Raw genomic sequence first — 17,613 nt, forward strand, 5'->3', positions numbered from 1 at the left:
TAACGGAAGACACTGCGGGCATCCCCAGGCCGACGACTTTCCACCGGCCAGGGGATGCCCGTCAAGGCTGTGCGCCGTCAGGCGAGCTTGTTTTTGCTGATCGGCAAGTGGCGAATCCGTTTGCCGGTGGCGGCAAAGACCGCGTTGCAGATGGCTGCCACCACCGGCGGCACGCCCGGCTCACCGACACCGGTCGGCCGCTCGCTGCTCGGCACCAGGTGTACCCGCGTCTCAAGCGGTGCGTCGCCCATCCGCGCCACCGGGTAATCGTGAAAATTGGATTGCTGGATCTGGCCGCCGGCCGCAGTGATCTCGCCCATCAGAGCAATGCTGGCGGCAAAGACCGCGGCGCCTTCGAATTGGGCCCTCACCCGCTCCGGGTGAACCACCAGCCCGGCATCCACGGCCACATCCACGCGGTGGATGCGGATCTTCCCGGCATTGTCCACCTCCAGATCCGCCACGGCGGCCACATAAGTAAGAAAACTGCGGTGAGCCGCAAAGCCGAGGGCGCGCCCCTTGGCGGGCGCCGCCTTCCCCCAGCCGGAGCGCTCGGCCACGACCTCCACCACACGCCGCAACCGTCCGGTATCCAGGGGGTACTGGTCCAGCGGTTTGCCGGAGTTGACGAATTTCGTCCCTTCGGCTTCAAAATCGATGATCCGCGCCGGGCCCAGCAGATCCAGGAAATACTCGATCCGGTCGCGGCTGGCCTCCGCCGCCAATTCGTCGACAAACGACTGCACGGCAAAGGCGTGATAGACGTTCGCCACGGAGCGCAGCCAACCGATGCGCACATGGTTTTGGGCCGGCCCGTTCTCGGCCCTCATGTTGGGGATGGCGAACGGCACGTCCACCCACCCCTGGCCAAGTTCGTTGTCCCCGCCATAGCGCGCCGAGGCATCGAATGTGGACCCGATGGGGGGAAACACGCTGCGCTGCAACCAGGCGATCGGCCGGCCGCTTCCGTCCGTGCCCGCCTTCAGGTACATGGCCGCCACGGAATGGTAGTAATCGAACTGGATGTCATCCTCACGGCTCCAGGCAACCTTGACCGGTTTGCCGACTTTTTTTGACAGCACGGCCGCTTCCACCGCGTAATCGGGTTTCGATTTTCTCCCGAAGCCGCCCCCCAGAAGCGTCACGTGACAGGTTACGTCCTTTGTGGCGATGCCGAGCGCCTTGGCCACCGCATCCTGCACCGCCTGGGGGTTCTGGGTCGCAACCCAGGCCTCCACCTTGCCGTTCTTGTAGGAGGCTAGGGCCGCAGGCGGCTCCATGGCGGCATGGGCCAGGTGGGGGGCATAATACTCGGCTTCGTGGATGGCAACAGCCCGGGCAAACCCGGCATCCACATCGCCGATGTTTCTCACGACCTTCTGCGGTTTGCGGGCCGTCTCCAGCAGGGATTTCCTGTAGCTCTCCGATTCGTAAGCGCCATTCGCCCCCAGTTCCCACTGCACCTTGAGCTTCGAGCGTCCCTGCCGGGCCGCCCAGGTGCTGTCGGCGACTACCGCCACGCCACCCAGGGCCTGGAAGGCGTAAGGCGGTTTCGCCGGTTCCATGACCACCACCTTTTTCACCCCCTTGACCTTGCGTGTCTCCCGGTCGTCGCAGGACTTGAGCGCCCCCCCCAGGACCGGCGAGCGCTCGATGGCGGCATACAGCATCCCCGGCAGCCGCGTGTCGTATCCGAACACGGCCGTGCCGGTGCAGATGGCGGCCAGATCAACGATAGGCACCCCCGTGCCGACGTAGCGGTACTCCGACGGCTTCTTGAAGCGCAGTTCGCCTGGTGCCGGCACCGGCTGCCGGGCGGCCGCAGCCACCAGTTCACCGAAGCCGAGGCTTCGGCCGCTGGGGAGATGCAGCACCCGGTGATGGTCGGCCCTGCATTCCGAGCCCGCCACCTGCCACGTGGCGGCGGCCGCATGTTCAAGCATCAAGCGGCCCGTGGCGCCCACATCGCGCAGCGCTTCATAAAAATCGCGGATCGATTTGGAGCCGTCGGTATTCTGGTCACCGTACTTGGGATCGCCGATGGCCTGTTCTATCTTCACCCGGCTCCAGTCGGCGCCCAGTTCGTCGGCTGCCACCATGGGGAGCGCGGTACGGATGCCCGTGCCCATCTCCGAACGGTGGGCAATGATGACGACCGTTCCGGACGGCTCGATGCCCAGATACACGCCGGGAGACCATGCCACCCGGGGATCATCCGCCGCCAGGGCGCCCAGCGTCTGGAAGGGGTGCAACCGGGCGCACAGGACAAAAGCCCCGGCTGAGAAGACGCTCCCAAGAAAAACCCGGCGGCTGACAAGAATCACGTCGGTCACGATCCACCCCCCGCCGCCAGCTTTACCGCCTGGCGGATACGTTGATAGGTCCCGCAACGGCAGATATTACCCTGCATGGCCTCCTCAATATCCTGGTCCGTCGGCTTCGGCTTCTGCCCCAGCAGTTCGGCAGCCTGCATGATCTGGCCGCTCTGGCAATAACCGCATTGGGGCACGTTGCACGTCTCCCACGCCTTTTGAAGCGGATGGTCGCCACGGGCGCTCAACCCTTCGATGGTTACGACCTTTTTTCCGGCCATGGTCTTCATCGCGGTGATGCAACTGCGGGTCGCCGCGCCATTCACCAGAACCGTGCAGGCCCCGCACTCTCCGATGCCGCAGCCGAACTTGGCCCCGGTCAGGTGCAACTCGTCCCGAAGATACCACAACAGCGGCATGTCCGGGTCACCTCCAAATGTCCGTTTCATCCCGTTTACCGTCAGTGCGATCCGTTTCATTGCGCCCCCTTCCCCGCCATTTTCCGAATGGCTCGACTAACACCATACCCGGGGCGGAACTGTCCCCCGTCCATTTCACCGCAACGGTGCGGCCCCTTGCGCCGGAATTTTCATCTAAGTATACCCCCATCCCCTCCCCCCGCAAGAAAAGGTGGCGGCGCTTGACCGGCACACTCTCTTATCGCTCTTGTGCTATAATAACACCATACGAAGGAGGTGAATGATATGGACGCGATCGAATTCATGGCCCGTTTCGAAGAAGACGGCCTTCGTTTTTTTGAAACCCTCGGCGCCGAAAGCACCGATGCCGAACGAAAAGAGCTGTTCGACCTCCTGGCCGACAACCAGAGACGCCACCTGGGCTCCCTTGAGAATCTGAAGGAGAACGTGCATGGTATCGAAACCGACACCACCCTGGTTGACCGGGCCGAGCAGGTAATCAACGGCTTCCGGCGGGCACTCGACCACCACGACCTTCTCAAGGAATTCAAACAGGATGCCGACGCCTTTGATCACATTGTGAAGGCCGAAGAAGAGATCATCGGCCTCTTGGACGGGATGGCCAAGGCCGAAGCGGAGGAAAATACGCGGGAATTGCTGGTGCTCCTGGCTGAGGAGGAGAAGCAGCATCTGCGCAGGATGGAGAACATCTACGAGTTCATCGAAGCCCCCCGCAGCTACCTGGAGTGGGGCGAATTTTCAAACCTGCAACCGCTGTAACAGATGCCGCAACGGAAGAACGCGGGGCGCCGGTGAGAGGCGCCCTTTTTTTATGGGTCAGTGGGCGTGGCCGTGATGGTGGTGGGATACGTGGTTCAGGTCCTTGATGACCGGCCGGGTCAGGCAGGCGCTGCATTCCACCTGCAGGGTGGTATGGGTGATGTGGTAGCGGTCCAGGAGCATGTGTTCCACCTCGTGGATCACCTCGGCCTGCTGCCACTTGAAGTCGTCGTTCACATCCAGGTGGGCGGAGAGGGCCACAATGTGGGAGCAGATGGACCAGACGTTGAGGTGATGGATATCCCGAACCCCCGGCACGCTGCGGAGGCTTCCGGCAATCTCGCTCACCTTCAACCCGCGGGGCACCCCTTCCAGCAGGATGTGGGTCGATTCCCGCAATACCCGCCACGCGCCAAAGAAGACCACGAAGCCGATGCCGATGGAGATGAGGGCGTCGAGCACATACCAGTGGGAAAAGTACATGACCACCCCGCCGACGATGACGCCGACCGAGGCGGCCGCGTCGCCGATGACGTGGAGAAAGGCGCTGTGCACGTTGAGATCGTCGTGGGAATGCCGGTGGAGGGCCGAGGCGGCGATCAGGTTCATGGCCAGGCCGATCACCGCGATGACGAACATGGGGAGGCTGTTGACCGGCTCCGGGTGCAGCAGACGCCCGGCCGCCTCGTAGAGGATGCCGAAGGCGATCAGGAAGATCGATACCCCGTTGATGAAGGAGGCGAAGACCTCGGCCCGGTGCCAGCCGAAGGTGCGGGTCTCGGAGGAAGGGAGCCCGGCCAGCTTGATGGCCCCCAGGGAGAGCAGCAGGGCGAACAGGTCCAGGAACACGTGGGCGGCATCGGACAACAGGGCCAGGGAGTTGGTCCAGATGCCGCCGATGACTTCGGCCACCAGGGTGACCACCGTGAGCAGGATGGCGTAGCGAAACCGGGCGGCGATGCTTTTGTCGGGATTATGCAGGTCCATAATAGTTCCACCATACCACAGGAACCGGTGAAATTCAAAAGCTACGGCGCTTCGGTAGGATTCATAAGACGCTGAGAGTGACACCGGCAATGGAGGCGGGAATTACGGATCACGTTTGGACGCTGGAGGAAATTGCTAACCTAGTTTAATTTAAGCATCAAATGAACATATCTCTTATATAATCTTCAACAATAACACTCTCAGTTACAGCTGCTCTTAGCCGTTCAACGACTTCCATTGGCATATCACTCTTAAACCTTAATTGGCCACTAGCATATTTTTGGGCCAATTCGTTTATGCTTTTTTCAAAAACAACGTTACAGTCTACAATAGACAATACCCTAAAATCATTGTAGGTATTAGGGTCAATTTCAACCGTTGTACCATGATGCATGCGCCTCATGCGTCTAACCTTCTCAACTTGAGAAGATGCACACACTAGGTAAAGTACACTGTCTGTATGGGGGTTGTTGTTAAGAACAATAAAATAATGGGGATCAGTAGCAGGGTCTAAGCATGGGTCAGCAAAATAATAGACAGAGCCAGGTTTTAGGTTAGCTCGAATAGGCATATCAAAGCTAAGCCCACTGAGCTTCAAGTTTTGATAAATTTTTTAAGTGGTCTTCAATGTCTTGTTTTTGTTCATCGTTAAGCACATAGCATTTTTCGACATCGCCGACTGGATCGGCAAGGAAATCTTCAAAAGACATCTTAACCCTTGTCAAGCGGTCTAATGCACTTTCGTGTTTTTGCCACTCAGGGTATAAATGTGTCAAATCACAGAGTCTGTATTTATCAAAATGTCCAAATTTTTCCCATGCGAACTCTAATGCCTCAATGTCACTTCTAGAAAAAACCTTGCTATCTACCTCTCGTTTCGAAGAAAAACAAAGTCTATTTGAATTTAGAAATTGGGTCGAATACAGTTCTTCCTTTTCATCAAGGAAAGAGCTGTTCTCAGCGATATCCTTCACCCCTGATGCAACAGGTCCCAATTTCATTGCATAATATTCATCATTCGTAATTGGTCTCCCAAATTTACGAAGATGATATTTATCAGCAAAGAAAATCAGTTTTAAAGCCTTTAGCTTCTCAATTTCACCGCCCTCTTTTGTGGCAAAAAAATTAAGGGCTTGTGTTGCTTTCTGATAATTAAATTTTAAATGCACGCACATGGTTGTTTAGCCTCCTTCGTTTCGAAATTCTATTCCGAAGTCCGTTGGCCATCTCATTTCTAATCAGTTTTACTATAAGTTATATCTTAAGCTAAAATTTATAAGAAATGAGATTTATTTTGTCAATTTTTAAATTTAAAATAATTTTGTCCTTGATTCGGAGCCCTCTCCAATATGTTGAATTTTATAAGCAAATAAAGTGCCAACCTTGAATAATTAATTTTCAAACTAACCCACTACCGGAGTTTCCGCGTAGTCCGGGCCGGCAGCATCCCGATCTTCTCCGCTCACGGGGTCCCTTCATCGACAGGCTCCTCGCCGGTCTGCTGCGCCGTTACCGCCACCCCCCTGCGGAGACGCAGGTTGAACATCTCCACCATGACGGAGAACGCCATGGCGAAGTAGATGTATCCCTTGGGGATGTGCATGTCCAGACCGTCGCCGATCAGCGACACGCCGATCAGGAGCAGGAAGCTGAGCGCCAGCATCTTGATGGTCGGGTGCCGTTCCACGAAAGCGCTGATCGCACCCGAAAAGAGCATCATGAACCCCACCGCGATCACCACGGCCGCAACCATGACCGCCAGCTTGTTGGCCATGCCCAGGGCCGTAATGATCGAGTCGAGGGAGAACACGATGTCGAGCATCAGGATCTGGACGATGACGCCGCCGAAGGTGGTTCCGGCACGGCCGGAGGCGGCGTGCTCCTCCTCCCCTTCAAGTTTCCCGTGGATCTCCATGGTGCTTTTGCCCAACAGGAACAGACCGCCCGCGATCAGGATCAGGTCGCGCCCCGAGATCGCGTTGCCCAATACCGAAAAGAACGGCGTGGTGAGCCCCATCAGCCAGGTCAGGGAAAACAGGAGGCCGATCCTGATGAACATCGCCAGCCCCAGGCCCACCAGCCTGGCCCGCTCCTGCCGATGGGCTGGCAGTTTGCCGGCCAGGATGGAGATGAAGATGATGTTGTCGATGCCGAGCACGATCTCCAGTGCGGTCAGCGTGGCCAGGGCCAGCCAGATCTGGGGGTCGGTGAGCCATTCCATGGCGTACCTCCTTGTTCGATTCCCGGCATCAGGATGAGCCAGCGCACGGGGATGGGGAAAAACGTGTGTCTCCGAAGGTTAAACTGTCGCCGGGGATAATAAAAAAGACCTTTATCCCCGGCGTGTGAGCGCCTGGATAAAGGTCTTGCTTTCGAACGTCATCGTCCCCGGCCCGGGCCGTACGGCCGTATTGACGGGCCTGGGGCCGGCCATGTCTCCGGCCGGTAGCTACTCCCCTTTATACGGCTAAGACTATAGCCAATCTCCGATGAGACTGTCAAGGGGATTGCGCCTACTTCCCTCCGCCGTAGCTGTGGAGGCCCGACAGGAACAGGTTGACCCCCAGGTAGCAGAAGATGGTGGCGGCAAAGCCGATGATGGAGAGCCAGGCCGCCTTTTTGCCGACCCAGCCGCGGGTGAAGCGGGCGTGGAGGAATGCGGCGTACACGAACCAGACGATCAGGGACCAGGTTTCCTTGGGGTCCCAGCTCCAGTAGGTGCCCCAGGCGTAGTTGGCCCAGGCCGCGCCGGTGATGATGCCCAGGGTCAGCAGGGGAAAGCCGACCATGATGGCGCGGTAGTTCAGGTCGTCCAGCACCCGGATGGGGGGGAACATGCCCATGAGGCCTCCCGCGGGGGTAGAGTCGCCCCTCTCCTCGCTGCCCGCCTTGATCAGGTACATGATGGAGATGCCGCAGGCCACGGCAAAGGCCGCATAACCTAAGAAGCAGGTGACCACGTGGTACAGGAGCCAGTTGCTCTGGAGCGCCGGCACCAGCGGCTCGATGCCGCTGTGCAGCCCGAGTTGGGCCCAGGCCATGCCCAGCAGGGCAAAAGGCATGACAAAGGCGCCGATGACCCGGTATTTGTACTTCAGGTCGAGCAGGGCGAAGATCAGTACGATGGTCCAGGAAAAGAAGACCACCGACTCGTACAGGTTGGAGAGAGGGGCGTGGCCGTACCCCATGTCGTAGGACTCCTTCCAGCGCAGCAGGATCGCCCCGGTCTGGGCCAGAAGACCGGCGTAGGCGGTCACGATGCCGGCCGTGCCGAGCGCCTTGGCACGGCTGGCGAGAAAGGCGAAGAACAGCAGCATGGAGACGAGATAGGTGAACGTGGTGACGTTGAACAGAAGTGAGCTTGTCATTATCTTTTCTCCCCTGAGCATTCCGTTTTGAGTTTATCGGCCAGCCCGTCGAAAAACAGCTGGAAGGCCGCCTGGTTCTTGCTGGCGTTGCCGCCCATGGTGACGGTTCCGTGCTGGATTCGCACCCAGATGCGGCGGTGGGACAGGAAGAACGCGGCAAAGATGCCCACCACCATGAGCAGGCAGCCGAGCCAGACGATCCAGACCCCCGGGTCCTTGGCCACCTGCAGGCCGGTGTACATCCGCTTTTCCTCACCCTTGAAGTGGATGACCGGTCCCTTGCCGTGCTCCTTGGCATGGGCGACGTTCAACTCGGGGTGGTTGGCGTAGACCACCACCCGTTCCGAGGCTCCGCCGGGGGCATGGATCTCGATGTTGGCCGCCGGGCCGGAGAGGCCGGGGGAATAGGGGGCGATGTCGGGCGTGGTCTCGAGCACATGCATGCTGCTGCCGTCCGGCAGGGTTGCCGAACCGGTGGCGGGCACCGTTACCGGGACGGCGTTATTGCCGTCGAGATCGGTGACCAGAAAGCGGTATTCACCGGCATTGCCGTAGCTGGACTGGTAGAAGGTGATCCCCTTGTAGGTCAGCGGTTCGTTGACGATGACCGGAACATGTTCGTACCCCGGCACCGGTTTGCCATTCTCCAGGACCGTCAGAATGCTCTTGAATTCCTTGGGGGCGCCGCTGTCGTAAAAGGCGACGCTGAACTTCTCGCAGAGCACCGAAAAGCCGAGATCGATCTCCTTCTCCGAGCGGGTTATCGCCTTGGCAACGCTCTCCCCTTCCATGATGTTGACGAAGCCCTTGTAGCCGAAGAGCGAGCCGATCATCGTGCCGATGAAGATGACGATGACGCTCAGATGGACGAAGTAGACCGAGAGACGGCACCAGGGGGTCTTCTGGGCAAACAGGTGACGGGCGCCGTCGTCTTCCGTCGCCACCGGCTCGGCGAACTCGGCCTTGAGAAAGGCCGTCACCTTTGCCTGGAGCGCCTCGGGCTCGCCGCCCGCCTTGAAGGAAACCACATTGGGCAGCGTTTTTTCCAGCCCGCTGCCCAGCACCGTCACCGGCTGGGTAATGGTCTTCCAGATGTGGGGCAGGCGTTTGATGGAACAGGCGACCAAATTGACCGTCAGCAGGTAGAGCAGCAGGATGAACCACCAGGAATGGTACATGTCGAAGAAGCCCAGGGCCTGGTACAGCTTGAATTTGGCCGGAGAAATCTGTTGCAGGTATTCCTGGGGCGGCGTTCCCTGGGGGATGATCGTCCCGATGATCGAGGTGACCGCCAGGGTGATGAGCAGGAACATGGTAAGTTTCAGAGAGCAGAAGAAGTCCCACAGGGAGTTCAGAAAACTGCGTTGATCGGTTGTCACGTTGGCAGACTCCTTTGGTAGTGTGTCCCCCTGCCGCCGGACGCCGGGAGGCGCACGCAGCAACAGGGCAGTATGATGAAAGGCTTGTCGATGCAGGGGGATGCCGAACAGGGGCGCAGCATCCCGACGGATGGCCGGATCAGGCGGTGCGGTTCTGCGGGGGCACGTAGATTGCGGGGTAGACCTGGGGCAACTCCCCGTGGACTTCAAGGCAGCGCTGGAACGTAACCATCGGTGTATAGGCGACCGTGACGCGCTGGCCGAAGGGGGCATGGCAGGGGCAACAGCAGGCGCTTTCGCAGCAATCCGCATGCTGCGTTCCCGAGCAGGGACACGAGCCGCAGGGGGCCTCGCCGCCGCTCTGTACGACCTGGGTTCCGGCATTGCAGGCCTCCGGGGCGGCGCAATGGGCAAAGGCCTTTACCGGCAGCAGCAGGTACAGGGCGATGACGATGATGGCGAATGGGTAATACACTGAATGGCGCATGGCTGGTTCACTTCGTATAGAATTCGGGCCGCCCTGTCAACGATTAATCGTCAGGCCCATCCTGCCGCCTGTTTCGGCAGATCCCCGTGTGGGGAATATTCCACACACGCCTGGCGGATATTCTCCACACGCAAAATACATTCCAGCGCGGACAGGCCGAATATATAAACGATATTACAGCCAGTTACGCAACACAACCACGCTGGCATGCTCCTTGAAGACAGGAAAACAACGTGGATCGGCCGGTGAAATGACCGTGCCTGACCGAATGGGGCGACTATGAAAAACAGAATCATCAATACGGCATTGGTCGTGACGGCGATCGTGTTCCTTGCCCTCCTGGCGGTGCACGTCAGGGCCGGGGCGACCGCCGACTCGGTGGCGGTCCTGAAGACGACCGGCATGACCTGCGGAAGCTGCGCCGACAGGATAACGAAGACGCTGCGGAGTACCAAAGGCGTCGCCACGGCCGAGGTGGACCTGGAGGGTGGTTGGGTCATCGTCGGCTACGACACCAAGACGATCAAACCGGAGGTATTGGCGGAGAACGTCAAAAAGGCCGGATTCGCAAGCACGGTCGAGGAGGTCGTGACGCCGGAGCAGTACCGGCGGATCACCGGCAAGGACGTGGGCGCGAGCGGTGCCGGCAGGCAAGGGTGTTGCGGGAACAGAGGCTGCGGGGCAGGAACTACAACCAAGTAGGGGGAGCAGGGTATGCACATGAATTACACCAAGAAACTGGTTTGGGCAGGGGTCGTCATCGGGGCGCTGTTGATCGGCGCAGCAGGGGTGTTTGCCTTTTCCCTGGGCAAGTACGAAAAGATCAAGGCCAACAACGGCACGGTTGCCATCCCGGTTTCCCGCTTGAGCGGCGACAAGGCCCGTTTCTACCGTTTCGACGACGGGGGCAAGAGCATCGCCTTCTTTGTCGTCAAGGCGCCGGACGGCAGCTACCGCACCGCCTTTGACGCCTGTGACGTCTGTTACCGGGACAAGAAGGGGTACGAGCAGCAGGGGAACCAGATGCTCTGCAAGAACTGCAATAAGAAATTCGCCATCGACCGTATCGGTCCCAACTCGGGCGGAGGCTGCAACCCCTCCTTTCTCCCCCACCAGGTGAGCGGGGGCGCCATCACCATCAAGGCGGCCGATCTCAAGGCAGGCGCGCGGTTCTTTTAGATGAGACTCCACACCATCGCCATAAACAATCTCAAGCGCCGCAAGGCCAAGATGGCCTTCCTGACCATCGGTCTGATGGTGGGGATCGGGACCATCGTCACCCTGATCACCCTCACCACGTCCATGTCCCGGGATATCGGACGCAAGATGGACGAGTTCGGGGCCAACATCCTGGTGACCCCCCAGAGCAACGGCCTGGCCATGAACTACGGCGGCATCAGCCTGGGGGGCGTGACCTTCGACCAGCGGGAGATCCGTGAAGCCGACCTGGCCCGCATCGCGACCATCGCCAACCGCCGCAACATCTCGGCCGTGAGCCCCAAGGTGCTGGGGAGCGTCCCCATCGGCGGACACGACGTCCTCCTGGTGGGGGTCAATTTCGCCAGCGAATTGAAGATGAAACAGTGGTGGCGGATCTTCGGCGATGCCCCCAAAGGGGACAACGAACTGCTGCTGGGGAGCGACGCCTCCAAGGTGCTCAATGCGGCGAGCGGGGACACGCTCCGAATCAAGGGAGAGGCGTTCAAGGTTGTCGGGGTGCTGGACCAGACCGGCTCCCAGGACGACGCGCTGGTCTTTGCGCCGCTCAGAAAGGCCCAGAAGCTGCTCGGCAAAGAAGGCAGGATCACCCTGGCCGAGGTGGCGGCCCTCTGTTCCGGCTGCCCCATCGGCGACATGGTCGTCCAGATTGCCGAAAAACTGCCCGACGCCAAGGTATCGGCCATCCAGCAGGTGGTGGAGGGACGCCTCAAGGCCCTGAACCAGTTCAAGCGTTTCTCCTACGCCATGGCCGGTGTTGTGGTGTTCATCGGCTCCCTGATCGTCTTCGTCACCATGATGGGGAGCGTCAACGAACGCACCACCGAGATCGGCGTCTTCCGCGCCATCGGTTTCAGGAAGAGCCACATCATGCGGATCATCTTGCTGGAGGCGGCCCTGGTCAGCCTGCTGGCCGGCCTTCTGGGGTACGGCGTCGGCATGGCGGGCGCCCGGCTGGCGCTCCCTTTCATGGCGGAGGCCAAGGACGCCAAGCTGCTCTGGGATGCCTGGGTGGCGGGCGGTTCCATCGCCCTGGCCCTGCTGCTGGGGCTTTTGGCCAGCCTGTATCCGGCGCTGCATGCCAGCAGGATGGACCCGACGGAAGCGCTACGTGCATTATGAGGCGGCCACTTTTCCGCAATCTCGGCGTCAGGCTTCGAGCCTCCTTGTGCGGCGTAGCGCTGCTACGCCTCCGCGCAATCCCTCGACAGCCTTGATCTTGCACAAAATCCACGTTTTTTACGGTGGTCTGCCATAAACAAAAAACCGTTTTTCAAGAGAGTCCCAATAATGTCACTCATTGAAATCAGCAACCTGACCAAGCACTACACCAGCGGCGGCGAGACGGTCGAAGCGCTCCGCGGCGTGGACATCGCCATCGAGGCCGGAGAATTCATCACCGTCATGGGCCAGTCCGGCTCCGGCAAGAGCACCCTCCTCTCGGTGCTGGGGGGTATGAACCACCCCACATCGGGGGAGGTGGAGATGACCGGGGTCAAACTCTACCAGCTTCCCGGCGAAAAACTGGCCGATTTCCGGGCTCAGAACCTGGGGTTCGTCTTCCAGTCCTTTCACCTGATCCCCTACCTGACGGCGCTGGAAAACGTCATGCTCCCCTTGGCCATCGTCAAGGCGAAGAACGCCCAAAAACAGGCCGCCGCCCGCCAGGCCCTGGAACGGGTCGGCCTGGGGGCCAAGGCCGGGCGGCTCCCCAACCAACTCTCGGGGGGTGAGCAGGAACGGGTCGCCATCGCCCGGGCCATCGTCAACACGCCCCACATTCTCTTGGCCGACGAGCCGACCGGCAACCTGGACTCCCGCACCAGCGACGAGGTCATGGCCCTGTTCCGGGAACTGAACGCCGCCGGCCAGACCATCGTCATGGTCACCCACAACCCGGACAACGGCAGACACAGCGATCGGACCATCACCTTGAAGGATGGACGGGTAGTATAACTTACGAGCCCGAGAGAAACTGATTTGGGTTTAACTTTCCGCGAGGTTGCGCTATATAGGTACCCATGAAATCAACCATCCTGCGCACCGTACTTCTGGCCTTTTCCATCCTCGGCATCAGCCTGCTCCACTACCTGACACCGCTGAACCTCCACTACCTGCACGACATCTTCCAGCGGTTCTACTACCTGCCGATCATCCTGGCGGCCCTCTGGTTCGGCTTCCGCGGCGGGCTGCTCTGCTCCCTGACGGTCAGCGTGGTGTACGCCCCCCACATCCTCTTCCAATGGGGGGGCGGCCTGGCCCTGGAGATGGAGAAGTACCTGGAGATCGTCATGTACAACGTGGTGGGGGGCGTCACGGGACTCCTGGCGCAGCGGGAACGCGCCCGCAGCCAGGAGCTCCAGCGGACCGCCCAGGGGTTGGAGGAGTCCTACAACAAGCTGCAAACCCAGTCGGAACGGATCATGACCATCGAGGAGCAGTTGCGGCGGGCGGAACGGCTCTCCACCCTAGGGGAAATGGCGGCGGTGCTGGCCCACGAGATCAGGAACCCCTTAGGCTCCATCCGCGGCACGGCCGAGATCCTGCGGGACGACTACCAGCCCGGCGACCCCAAGCACGAGTTCATCGAGATTCAGATCAAGGAGACCGAACGGCTCAACCGGGTGGTGGAGGAGTTCCTGCGCCTGGCCCGGCCCCAACCGTCGGCGATGGCACGTTGTTCCCTGCGGGAAGAGTTGGAGACCATCGTCACCCTCACCGCCAACGACGCCAAGGCCCGCAAAATCAGGCTCGCGCTGGAGCCGCCCGCTGGCGATCACGTTGTGAACGCCGACGGCGAAAAGCTGCGCCAGGCATTTTTGAATATCGTCATCAACGCCCTCCAGGCTACGCCGGAAGGGGGCACCGTGACCATCGCCACCCGGCAGGCCGATGGCTTCCACCAGATCCGTTTCAGCGATACCGGCCCCGGCATCGACGCGGATACCCTTGCCCGGATCTTCGAACCGTTCTTCACCACCAAGCCGGACGGCACCGGCCTGGGGCTGGCCATCACGAAGAAGATCATCGAGGCCCATGGCGGCATGCTTGAGATGGAGAGCGAGGTTGGCAAAGGCACGATGGTTGTTGTCAGGCTGCCAGTAATATAGGAATTACTTGCTCTCGCTACAAAGGGCCTGTCTGGTAACGTGGGCAAAGGTATGAAGTGCTGAATGTTCTCTTGGAAAAGCCGGATTGCATAGTCGTTGAAGAAGCACGATCAAGGCACCGCCATGCGAGGTCGATCATGAGCAATAAGCCTGCAATTTTTGAAGATTACAAAATTCGCAGAATCTACGACGAACAGACAGAGACTTGGTTTTTCTCCGTAGTGGATATTATCCAGGCACTACTGCAACAGCCTGATTTCCAGGCGGCCAGGAATTACTGGAAAGTGTTGAAAAATCGTCTGAACAAAGAAGGAAGTGAAACGGTTACAAAATGTAACCAGTTGAAAATGCCTGCCGAAGACGGGAAGATGCGGCTAACCGACGCTGCCAGCCCGGAAACGCTTCTGCGCCTGATCCAGTCCGTCCCCAGCCCCAAGGCAGAGCCGATCAAGATGTGGTTGGCCAGGGTCGGTTACGAGCGTATGCAGGATATGGTCGACCCCTCACGTTCGCTTGACCGGGCCAGGGAGTACTGGCAACAACATGGCAGAAGTGAAAAATGGATTCAGCAGCGGATGATGGGACAGGAAACCCGCAACAAGCTGACTGACTATTGGAAAGAGCATGACATCAGGAAAGAATCCGAGTTTGCCATCCTGACCAACATCATTCATCAGGAATGGTCGGGATTGACTGTGCAGGCGCACAAGAAGGCAAAAGGACTGAATACCCAGAATCTGCGTGACCATATGAGCGAGGCAGAGTTGATCTTTACCGCCCTGGCGGAACTCTCCACCCGCCAGATTGCCGAAGTGACCGAGGCCACCGGCATGGAGGAAAATAAGATTGCCAGCAAGAAAGGCGGAGGCATCGCCAAAAAGGCGCGTTTGGAGCTGGAACAAAAAACCGGTAGGCGTGTTGTGACCGGGGAGAACTATCTGCCCCCGGAGGCTATTGTTATTGCTGGTAAAACTAAGAAAGAATGATAGTCTCGATACATTACCAGACATACTGAAGAGTCAAAGTGGTAATGAAAAACACGAGGAAATTACAATGGATAGACGGTATCAAGTTTTTCTCAGTTCAACCTATGAAGATCTTAAAGAGGAACGGCTTGAAGTTATGAAAGCTCGCCTTGAGTTGGATTGCTTTCCCTGTGGAATGGAGTACTTTCCTGCGGCAAACGAGGATCAGTGGGCATACATCAGAGATTTGATCGATCAGTGTGATTACTACATAGTAGTGATAGGCGGCCGCTATGGGTCAACAGATTCGTCCGGGATTAGTTTCACGCAAAAAGAGTATGAATATGCCGTTTCCCTTGGGGTTCCGGTCATCGCGTTTGTTCACTCCGCCCCCGACACCATTGCGACAGGCAAAACTGATAAGAATGCCTTGGCAAAGGCAAAGCTTGATGAATTCAAAACCCTTGTCCAGACACAATTATGTAAGGGTTGGTCGAACGCTCACGAACTCGGAGCTGTCGTTAGCAGAAGCTTGACACAACTCATTAAAAGAACCCCTCGACCTGGTTGGGTGAGAGCTGACAGCCTTGCGAGTGCTGAAGCTTCACAAGAAATATTACGCCTCAGGCATTTGGTTGATCAGCAGCAGGAAAAAATTGATCATCTCAAGTTGAAATCACCTGAAGGTGCTGAAGGCTTGGCACAGGGTGCCGAACTGTTTGAGCTTGAATTCAACATCACGCTTTCTGCTAGGGCACGATCCTACAACGACCCGGATCGGTACATAAAAAAGCAGGCTTCTGCATGCCATAGCTGGGATAGTATCTATGCTGCCTTCGCGCCATATTTGCTGGTAGAGAACAGGGAAAATACTATAAAAACAGGAATTGGGAGAATGCTTCGCGACGCTCACCAACATGAGATTCTAAAAAGCCAAAAAGAATATGATTTAGGCTCCTTAGCCATTACAGAAAAGTCCTTACAAACCATTATCGTTCAGTTCAGCGCGCTCGGCTATATAGAATTGAGTACTTCTCAAGAAGAGCGAAAGGTAGTCCGAATGGCCAAACTTACGCCTCTTGGGCACAAATATCTTTTAACAGTGACAGCTATAAAGACCAATACTGACGTAAGGAAAATATCGTCAACCAAGACATCAAGCCAACCTGCTAAGCATGCCTGATGCTAGACGTTACGCAAATTTCAATAGGACTACCATGACCCCCAAAATCCTCATCATCGACGACGACACCTCGCTCCGGCGGGTGCTGGAATACAACCTCCAGGAGGCGGGCTATCAGGTGGTGGCCGCGGCTGGCGGCGAGGAGGGGCTGCGCCTGTTCGGAGAGGAGACGCCCGCCCTGGTGATCACCGACATGAAGATGCCCGGCATGGACGGGCTCCAGGTATTGAAGGCCGTCAAGGAGCGCTCGCCCGAAACCCTGGTGATGATCATCACCGCCTTCGGCACCGTGGACATCGCCGTGGAGGCCATGAAACTGGGGGCCTACGACTACATCACCAAGCCGTTCAACCGGGACGAGTTGAAGCTGACCGTGGCCAAGGCGCTGCAATTCACCGGCCTGGCCGCCGAGAACAAGCGCCTGAAGAATCAACTTGCCGACCGCTCCGACTTCCGCACCATTGTAGGCGCCTCGCGCCAGATGGAGCGGGTCTTCGACATCGTGCGCAAGGTGGCCGACAGCGAGGCGGCGGTGCTGATCACCGGCGAATCGGGCACCGGCAAGGAGTTGGTGGCCCGCTCGATCCACGCCCACAGCGGGCGCAGGGACGCCCCCTTCGTGGCCATCAACTGTGCCGCCATCCCCCGCGACCTTCTGGAGAGCGAGCTGTTCGGCCATGTGAAGGGTGCCTTCACCGGGGCGGTGAAAGACAAGACCGGCAGGTTCCAACTGGCCGAGGGGGGCACCCTCTTTCTTGACGAGGTGGGCGAACTGCCGCTGGAGTTACAGCCCAAGCTGCTCCGGGCCTTGCAGGAAAAGATCGTCGAGCCGGTGGGGGGGACCACGGCGCACAAACTGGACGTGCGCCTGGTGGCCGCCACCAACCTGGACATGGAAAAGGCTTTGAGTGAGGGGACCTTCCGGGAGGATCTGTACTACCGGCTGTCGGTCATCCCGATCCACCTCCCCCCCCTGCGGGAACGGCCGGACGACATACCGCTCCTGCTCCGCTATTTCTGCGCCAAGCACGACAGCCAGCAGGTCAACTTCGATCACCCGGCCCTGGATACGCTGGTGCACTACGGCTGGCCCGGCAACGTGCGGGAACTGGAGAACACGGTGGAGCGCCTGCTGATCATGCGCACCGGGGACACCATCACCCCGGAGGATCTGCCGGACAAGATCCGTTCCGGGAACGCCGCGGCATCGGGGACGACGGCGGTGTTCAACCTCCCCCCCGAGGGGTATTCCCTGGAACGGCTGGAACACGAGGTAGTGGTGGCCGCCCTGGAGCGCAACCACTGGAACCAGACCGCCGCGGCGCGGTTCCTGCGCATCCCCCGTCATACCCTCATCTACCGCATGGAGAAATACGGCATCGTTCCCCCGGAAAAATAAACATCT

At 58.8% G+C, this 17,613-nt stretch carries 18 protein-coding genes; 9 read left to right on the forward strand and 9 right to left on the reverse strand.

Going from position 1 to position 17,613, the window contains the following annotated elements; genetic code table 11:
* Positions 1–77: 77 nt before the first annotated feature.
* The gene (locus F6V30_RS00580; RefSeq protein WP_151154604.1) at positions 78–2,333 is read right to left on the reverse strand and encodes a xanthine dehydrogenase family protein molybdopterin-binding subunit; all 2,256 of its coding nucleotides are present in this window, start codon (positions 2,331–2,333) and stop codon (positions 78–80) included.
* Positions 2,330–2,791, reverse strand: coding sequence for a (2Fe-2S)-binding protein (locus tag F6V30_RS00585; protein ID WP_151154605.1), 462 nt, complete (start codon positions 2,789–2,791; stop codon positions 2,330–2,332). Before F6V30_RS00585 ends, F6V30_RS00580 begins: the two co-directional genes overlap by 4 nt.
* A gap of 225 nt (positions 2,792–3,016) precedes the next feature.
* On the opposite strand from F6V30_RS00585, the gene F6V30_RS00590 reads away from it, so the two are divergent.
* On the forward strand, positions 3,017–3,511 hold the full coding sequence (locus tag F6V30_RS00590; RefSeq protein ID WP_151154606.1) for a ferritin family protein: 495 nt from the start codon (positions 3,017–3,019) through the stop codon (positions 3,509–3,511).
* Between the two features lie 57 nt (positions 3,512–3,568).
* Here the strand turns inward: F6V30_RS00590 and F6V30_RS00595 are convergent, their stop codons facing one another.
* From F6V30_RS00595 to F6V30_RS00625, 7 genes are all read right to left on the reverse strand, one after another.
* Positions 3,569–4,498 carry a cation diffusion facilitator family transporter gene (locus tag F6V30_RS00595; protein WP_151154607.1) on the reverse strand — a complete coding sequence of 310 codons (930 nt, stop codon included), beginning with the start codon at positions 4,496–4,498 and terminating at the stop codon, positions 3,569–3,571.
* A gap of 157 nt (positions 4,499–4,655) precedes the next feature.
* Entirely contained in the window at positions 4,656–4,901 is a 246-nt protein-coding gene (locus tag F6V30_RS00600; protein ID WP_151154608.1) for a hypothetical protein, read from the reverse strand.
* Between the two features lie 175 nt (positions 4,902–5,076).
* Positions 5,077–5,673 (reverse strand): Panacea domain-containing protein, encoded by a 597-nt coding sequence (locus F6V30_RS00605; RefSeq protein WP_151154609.1) that lies wholly within the window; start codon positions 5,671–5,673, stop codon positions 5,077–5,079.
* A 287-nt stretch (positions 5,674–5,960) separates the two neighbouring features.
* Positions 5,961–6,719 carry a TerC family protein gene (locus F6V30_RS00610; RefSeq protein WP_151154610.1) on the reverse strand — a complete coding sequence of 253 codons (759 nt, stop codon included), beginning with the start codon at positions 6,717–6,719 and terminating at the stop codon, positions 5,961–5,963.
* 292 nt (positions 6,720–7,011) lie between these two features.
* The gene (gene ccsB, locus F6V30_RS00615) at positions 7,012–7,866 is read right to left on the reverse strand and encodes a c-type cytochrome biogenesis protein CcsB (protein ID WP_151154611.1); all 855 of its coding nucleotides are present in this window, start codon (positions 7,864–7,866) and stop codon (positions 7,012–7,014) included.
* Positions 7,866–9,245 carry a cytochrome c biogenesis protein ResB gene (gene resB / locus F6V30_RS00620; protein WP_151154612.1) on the reverse strand — a complete coding sequence of 460 codons (1,380 nt, stop codon included), beginning with the start codon at positions 9,243–9,245 and terminating at the stop codon, positions 7,866–7,868. Before resB ends, ccsB begins: the two co-directional genes overlap by 1 nt.
* Before the next feature lie 139 nt (positions 9,246–9,384).
* The gene (locus F6V30_RS00625; RefSeq protein WP_151154613.1) at positions 9,385–9,732 is read right to left on the reverse strand and encodes a hypothetical protein; all 348 of its coding nucleotides are present in this window, start codon (positions 9,730–9,732) and stop codon (positions 9,385–9,387) included.
* 279 nt (positions 9,733–10,011) lie between these two features.
* Here F6V30_RS00625 and F6V30_RS00630 point away from each other — a divergent pair, with 279 nt between their 5' ends.
* The 8 genes from F6V30_RS00630 (at position 10,012) to F6V30_RS00665 (ending at position 17,607) form a co-directional block, all read left to right on the forward strand.
* Positions 10,012–10,434: a heavy-metal-associated domain-containing protein gene (locus F6V30_RS00630; protein WP_151154614.1), complete on the forward strand. Its 423-nt coding sequence runs from the start codon at positions 10,012–10,014 to the stop codon at positions 10,432–10,434.
* Between the two features lie 12 nt (positions 10,435–10,446).
* A complete protein-coding gene (locus tag F6V30_RS00635) occupies positions 10,447–10,911 on the forward strand; it encodes a DUF2318 domain-containing protein (RefSeq protein WP_151154615.1) in 465 nt (154 codons plus the stop codon).
* Positions 10,912–12,072 (forward strand): ABC transporter permease, encoded by a 1,161-nt coding sequence (locus F6V30_RS00640; protein ID WP_151154616.1) that lies wholly within the window; start codon positions 10,912–10,914, stop codon positions 12,070–12,072.
* Between the two features lie 168 nt (positions 12,073–12,240).
* A complete protein-coding gene (locus F6V30_RS00645; RefSeq protein WP_151154617.1) occupies positions 12,241–12,906 on the forward strand; it encodes an ABC transporter ATP-binding protein in 666 nt (221 codons plus the stop codon).
* A gap of 65 nt (positions 12,907–12,971) precedes the next feature.
* On the forward strand, positions 12,972–14,060 hold the full coding sequence (locus F6V30_RS00650; protein ID WP_151154618.1) for an ATP-binding protein: 1,089 nt from the start codon (positions 12,972–12,974) through the stop codon (positions 14,058–14,060).
* 137 nt (positions 14,061–14,197) lie between these two features.
* Positions 14,198–15,046 (forward strand): BRO family protein, encoded by an 849-nt coding sequence (locus F6V30_RS00655; protein WP_151154619.1) that lies wholly within the window; start codon positions 14,198–14,200, stop codon positions 15,044–15,046.
* A 67-nt stretch (positions 15,047–15,113) separates the two neighbouring features.
* Positions 15,114–16,208 (forward strand): DUF4062 domain-containing protein, encoded by a 1,095-nt coding sequence (locus tag F6V30_RS00660; RefSeq protein ID WP_191965537.1) that lies wholly within the window; start codon positions 15,114–15,116, stop codon positions 16,206–16,208.
* 34 nt (positions 16,209–16,242) lie between these two features.
* Positions 16,243–17,607 (forward strand): sigma-54-dependent transcriptional regulator, encoded by a 1,365-nt coding sequence (locus tag F6V30_RS00665; protein ID WP_151154621.1) that lies wholly within the window; start codon positions 16,243–16,245, stop codon positions 17,605–17,607.
* The last annotated feature ends 6 nt before the right edge of the window (positions 17,608–17,613 follow it).

The organism is Oryzomonas sagensis, assembly GCF_008802355.1.
In the GTDB taxonomy this organism is placed as follows: Bacteria; Desulfobacterota; Desulfuromonadia; order Geobacterales; family Pseudopelobacteraceae; genus Oryzomonas; species Oryzomonas sagensis.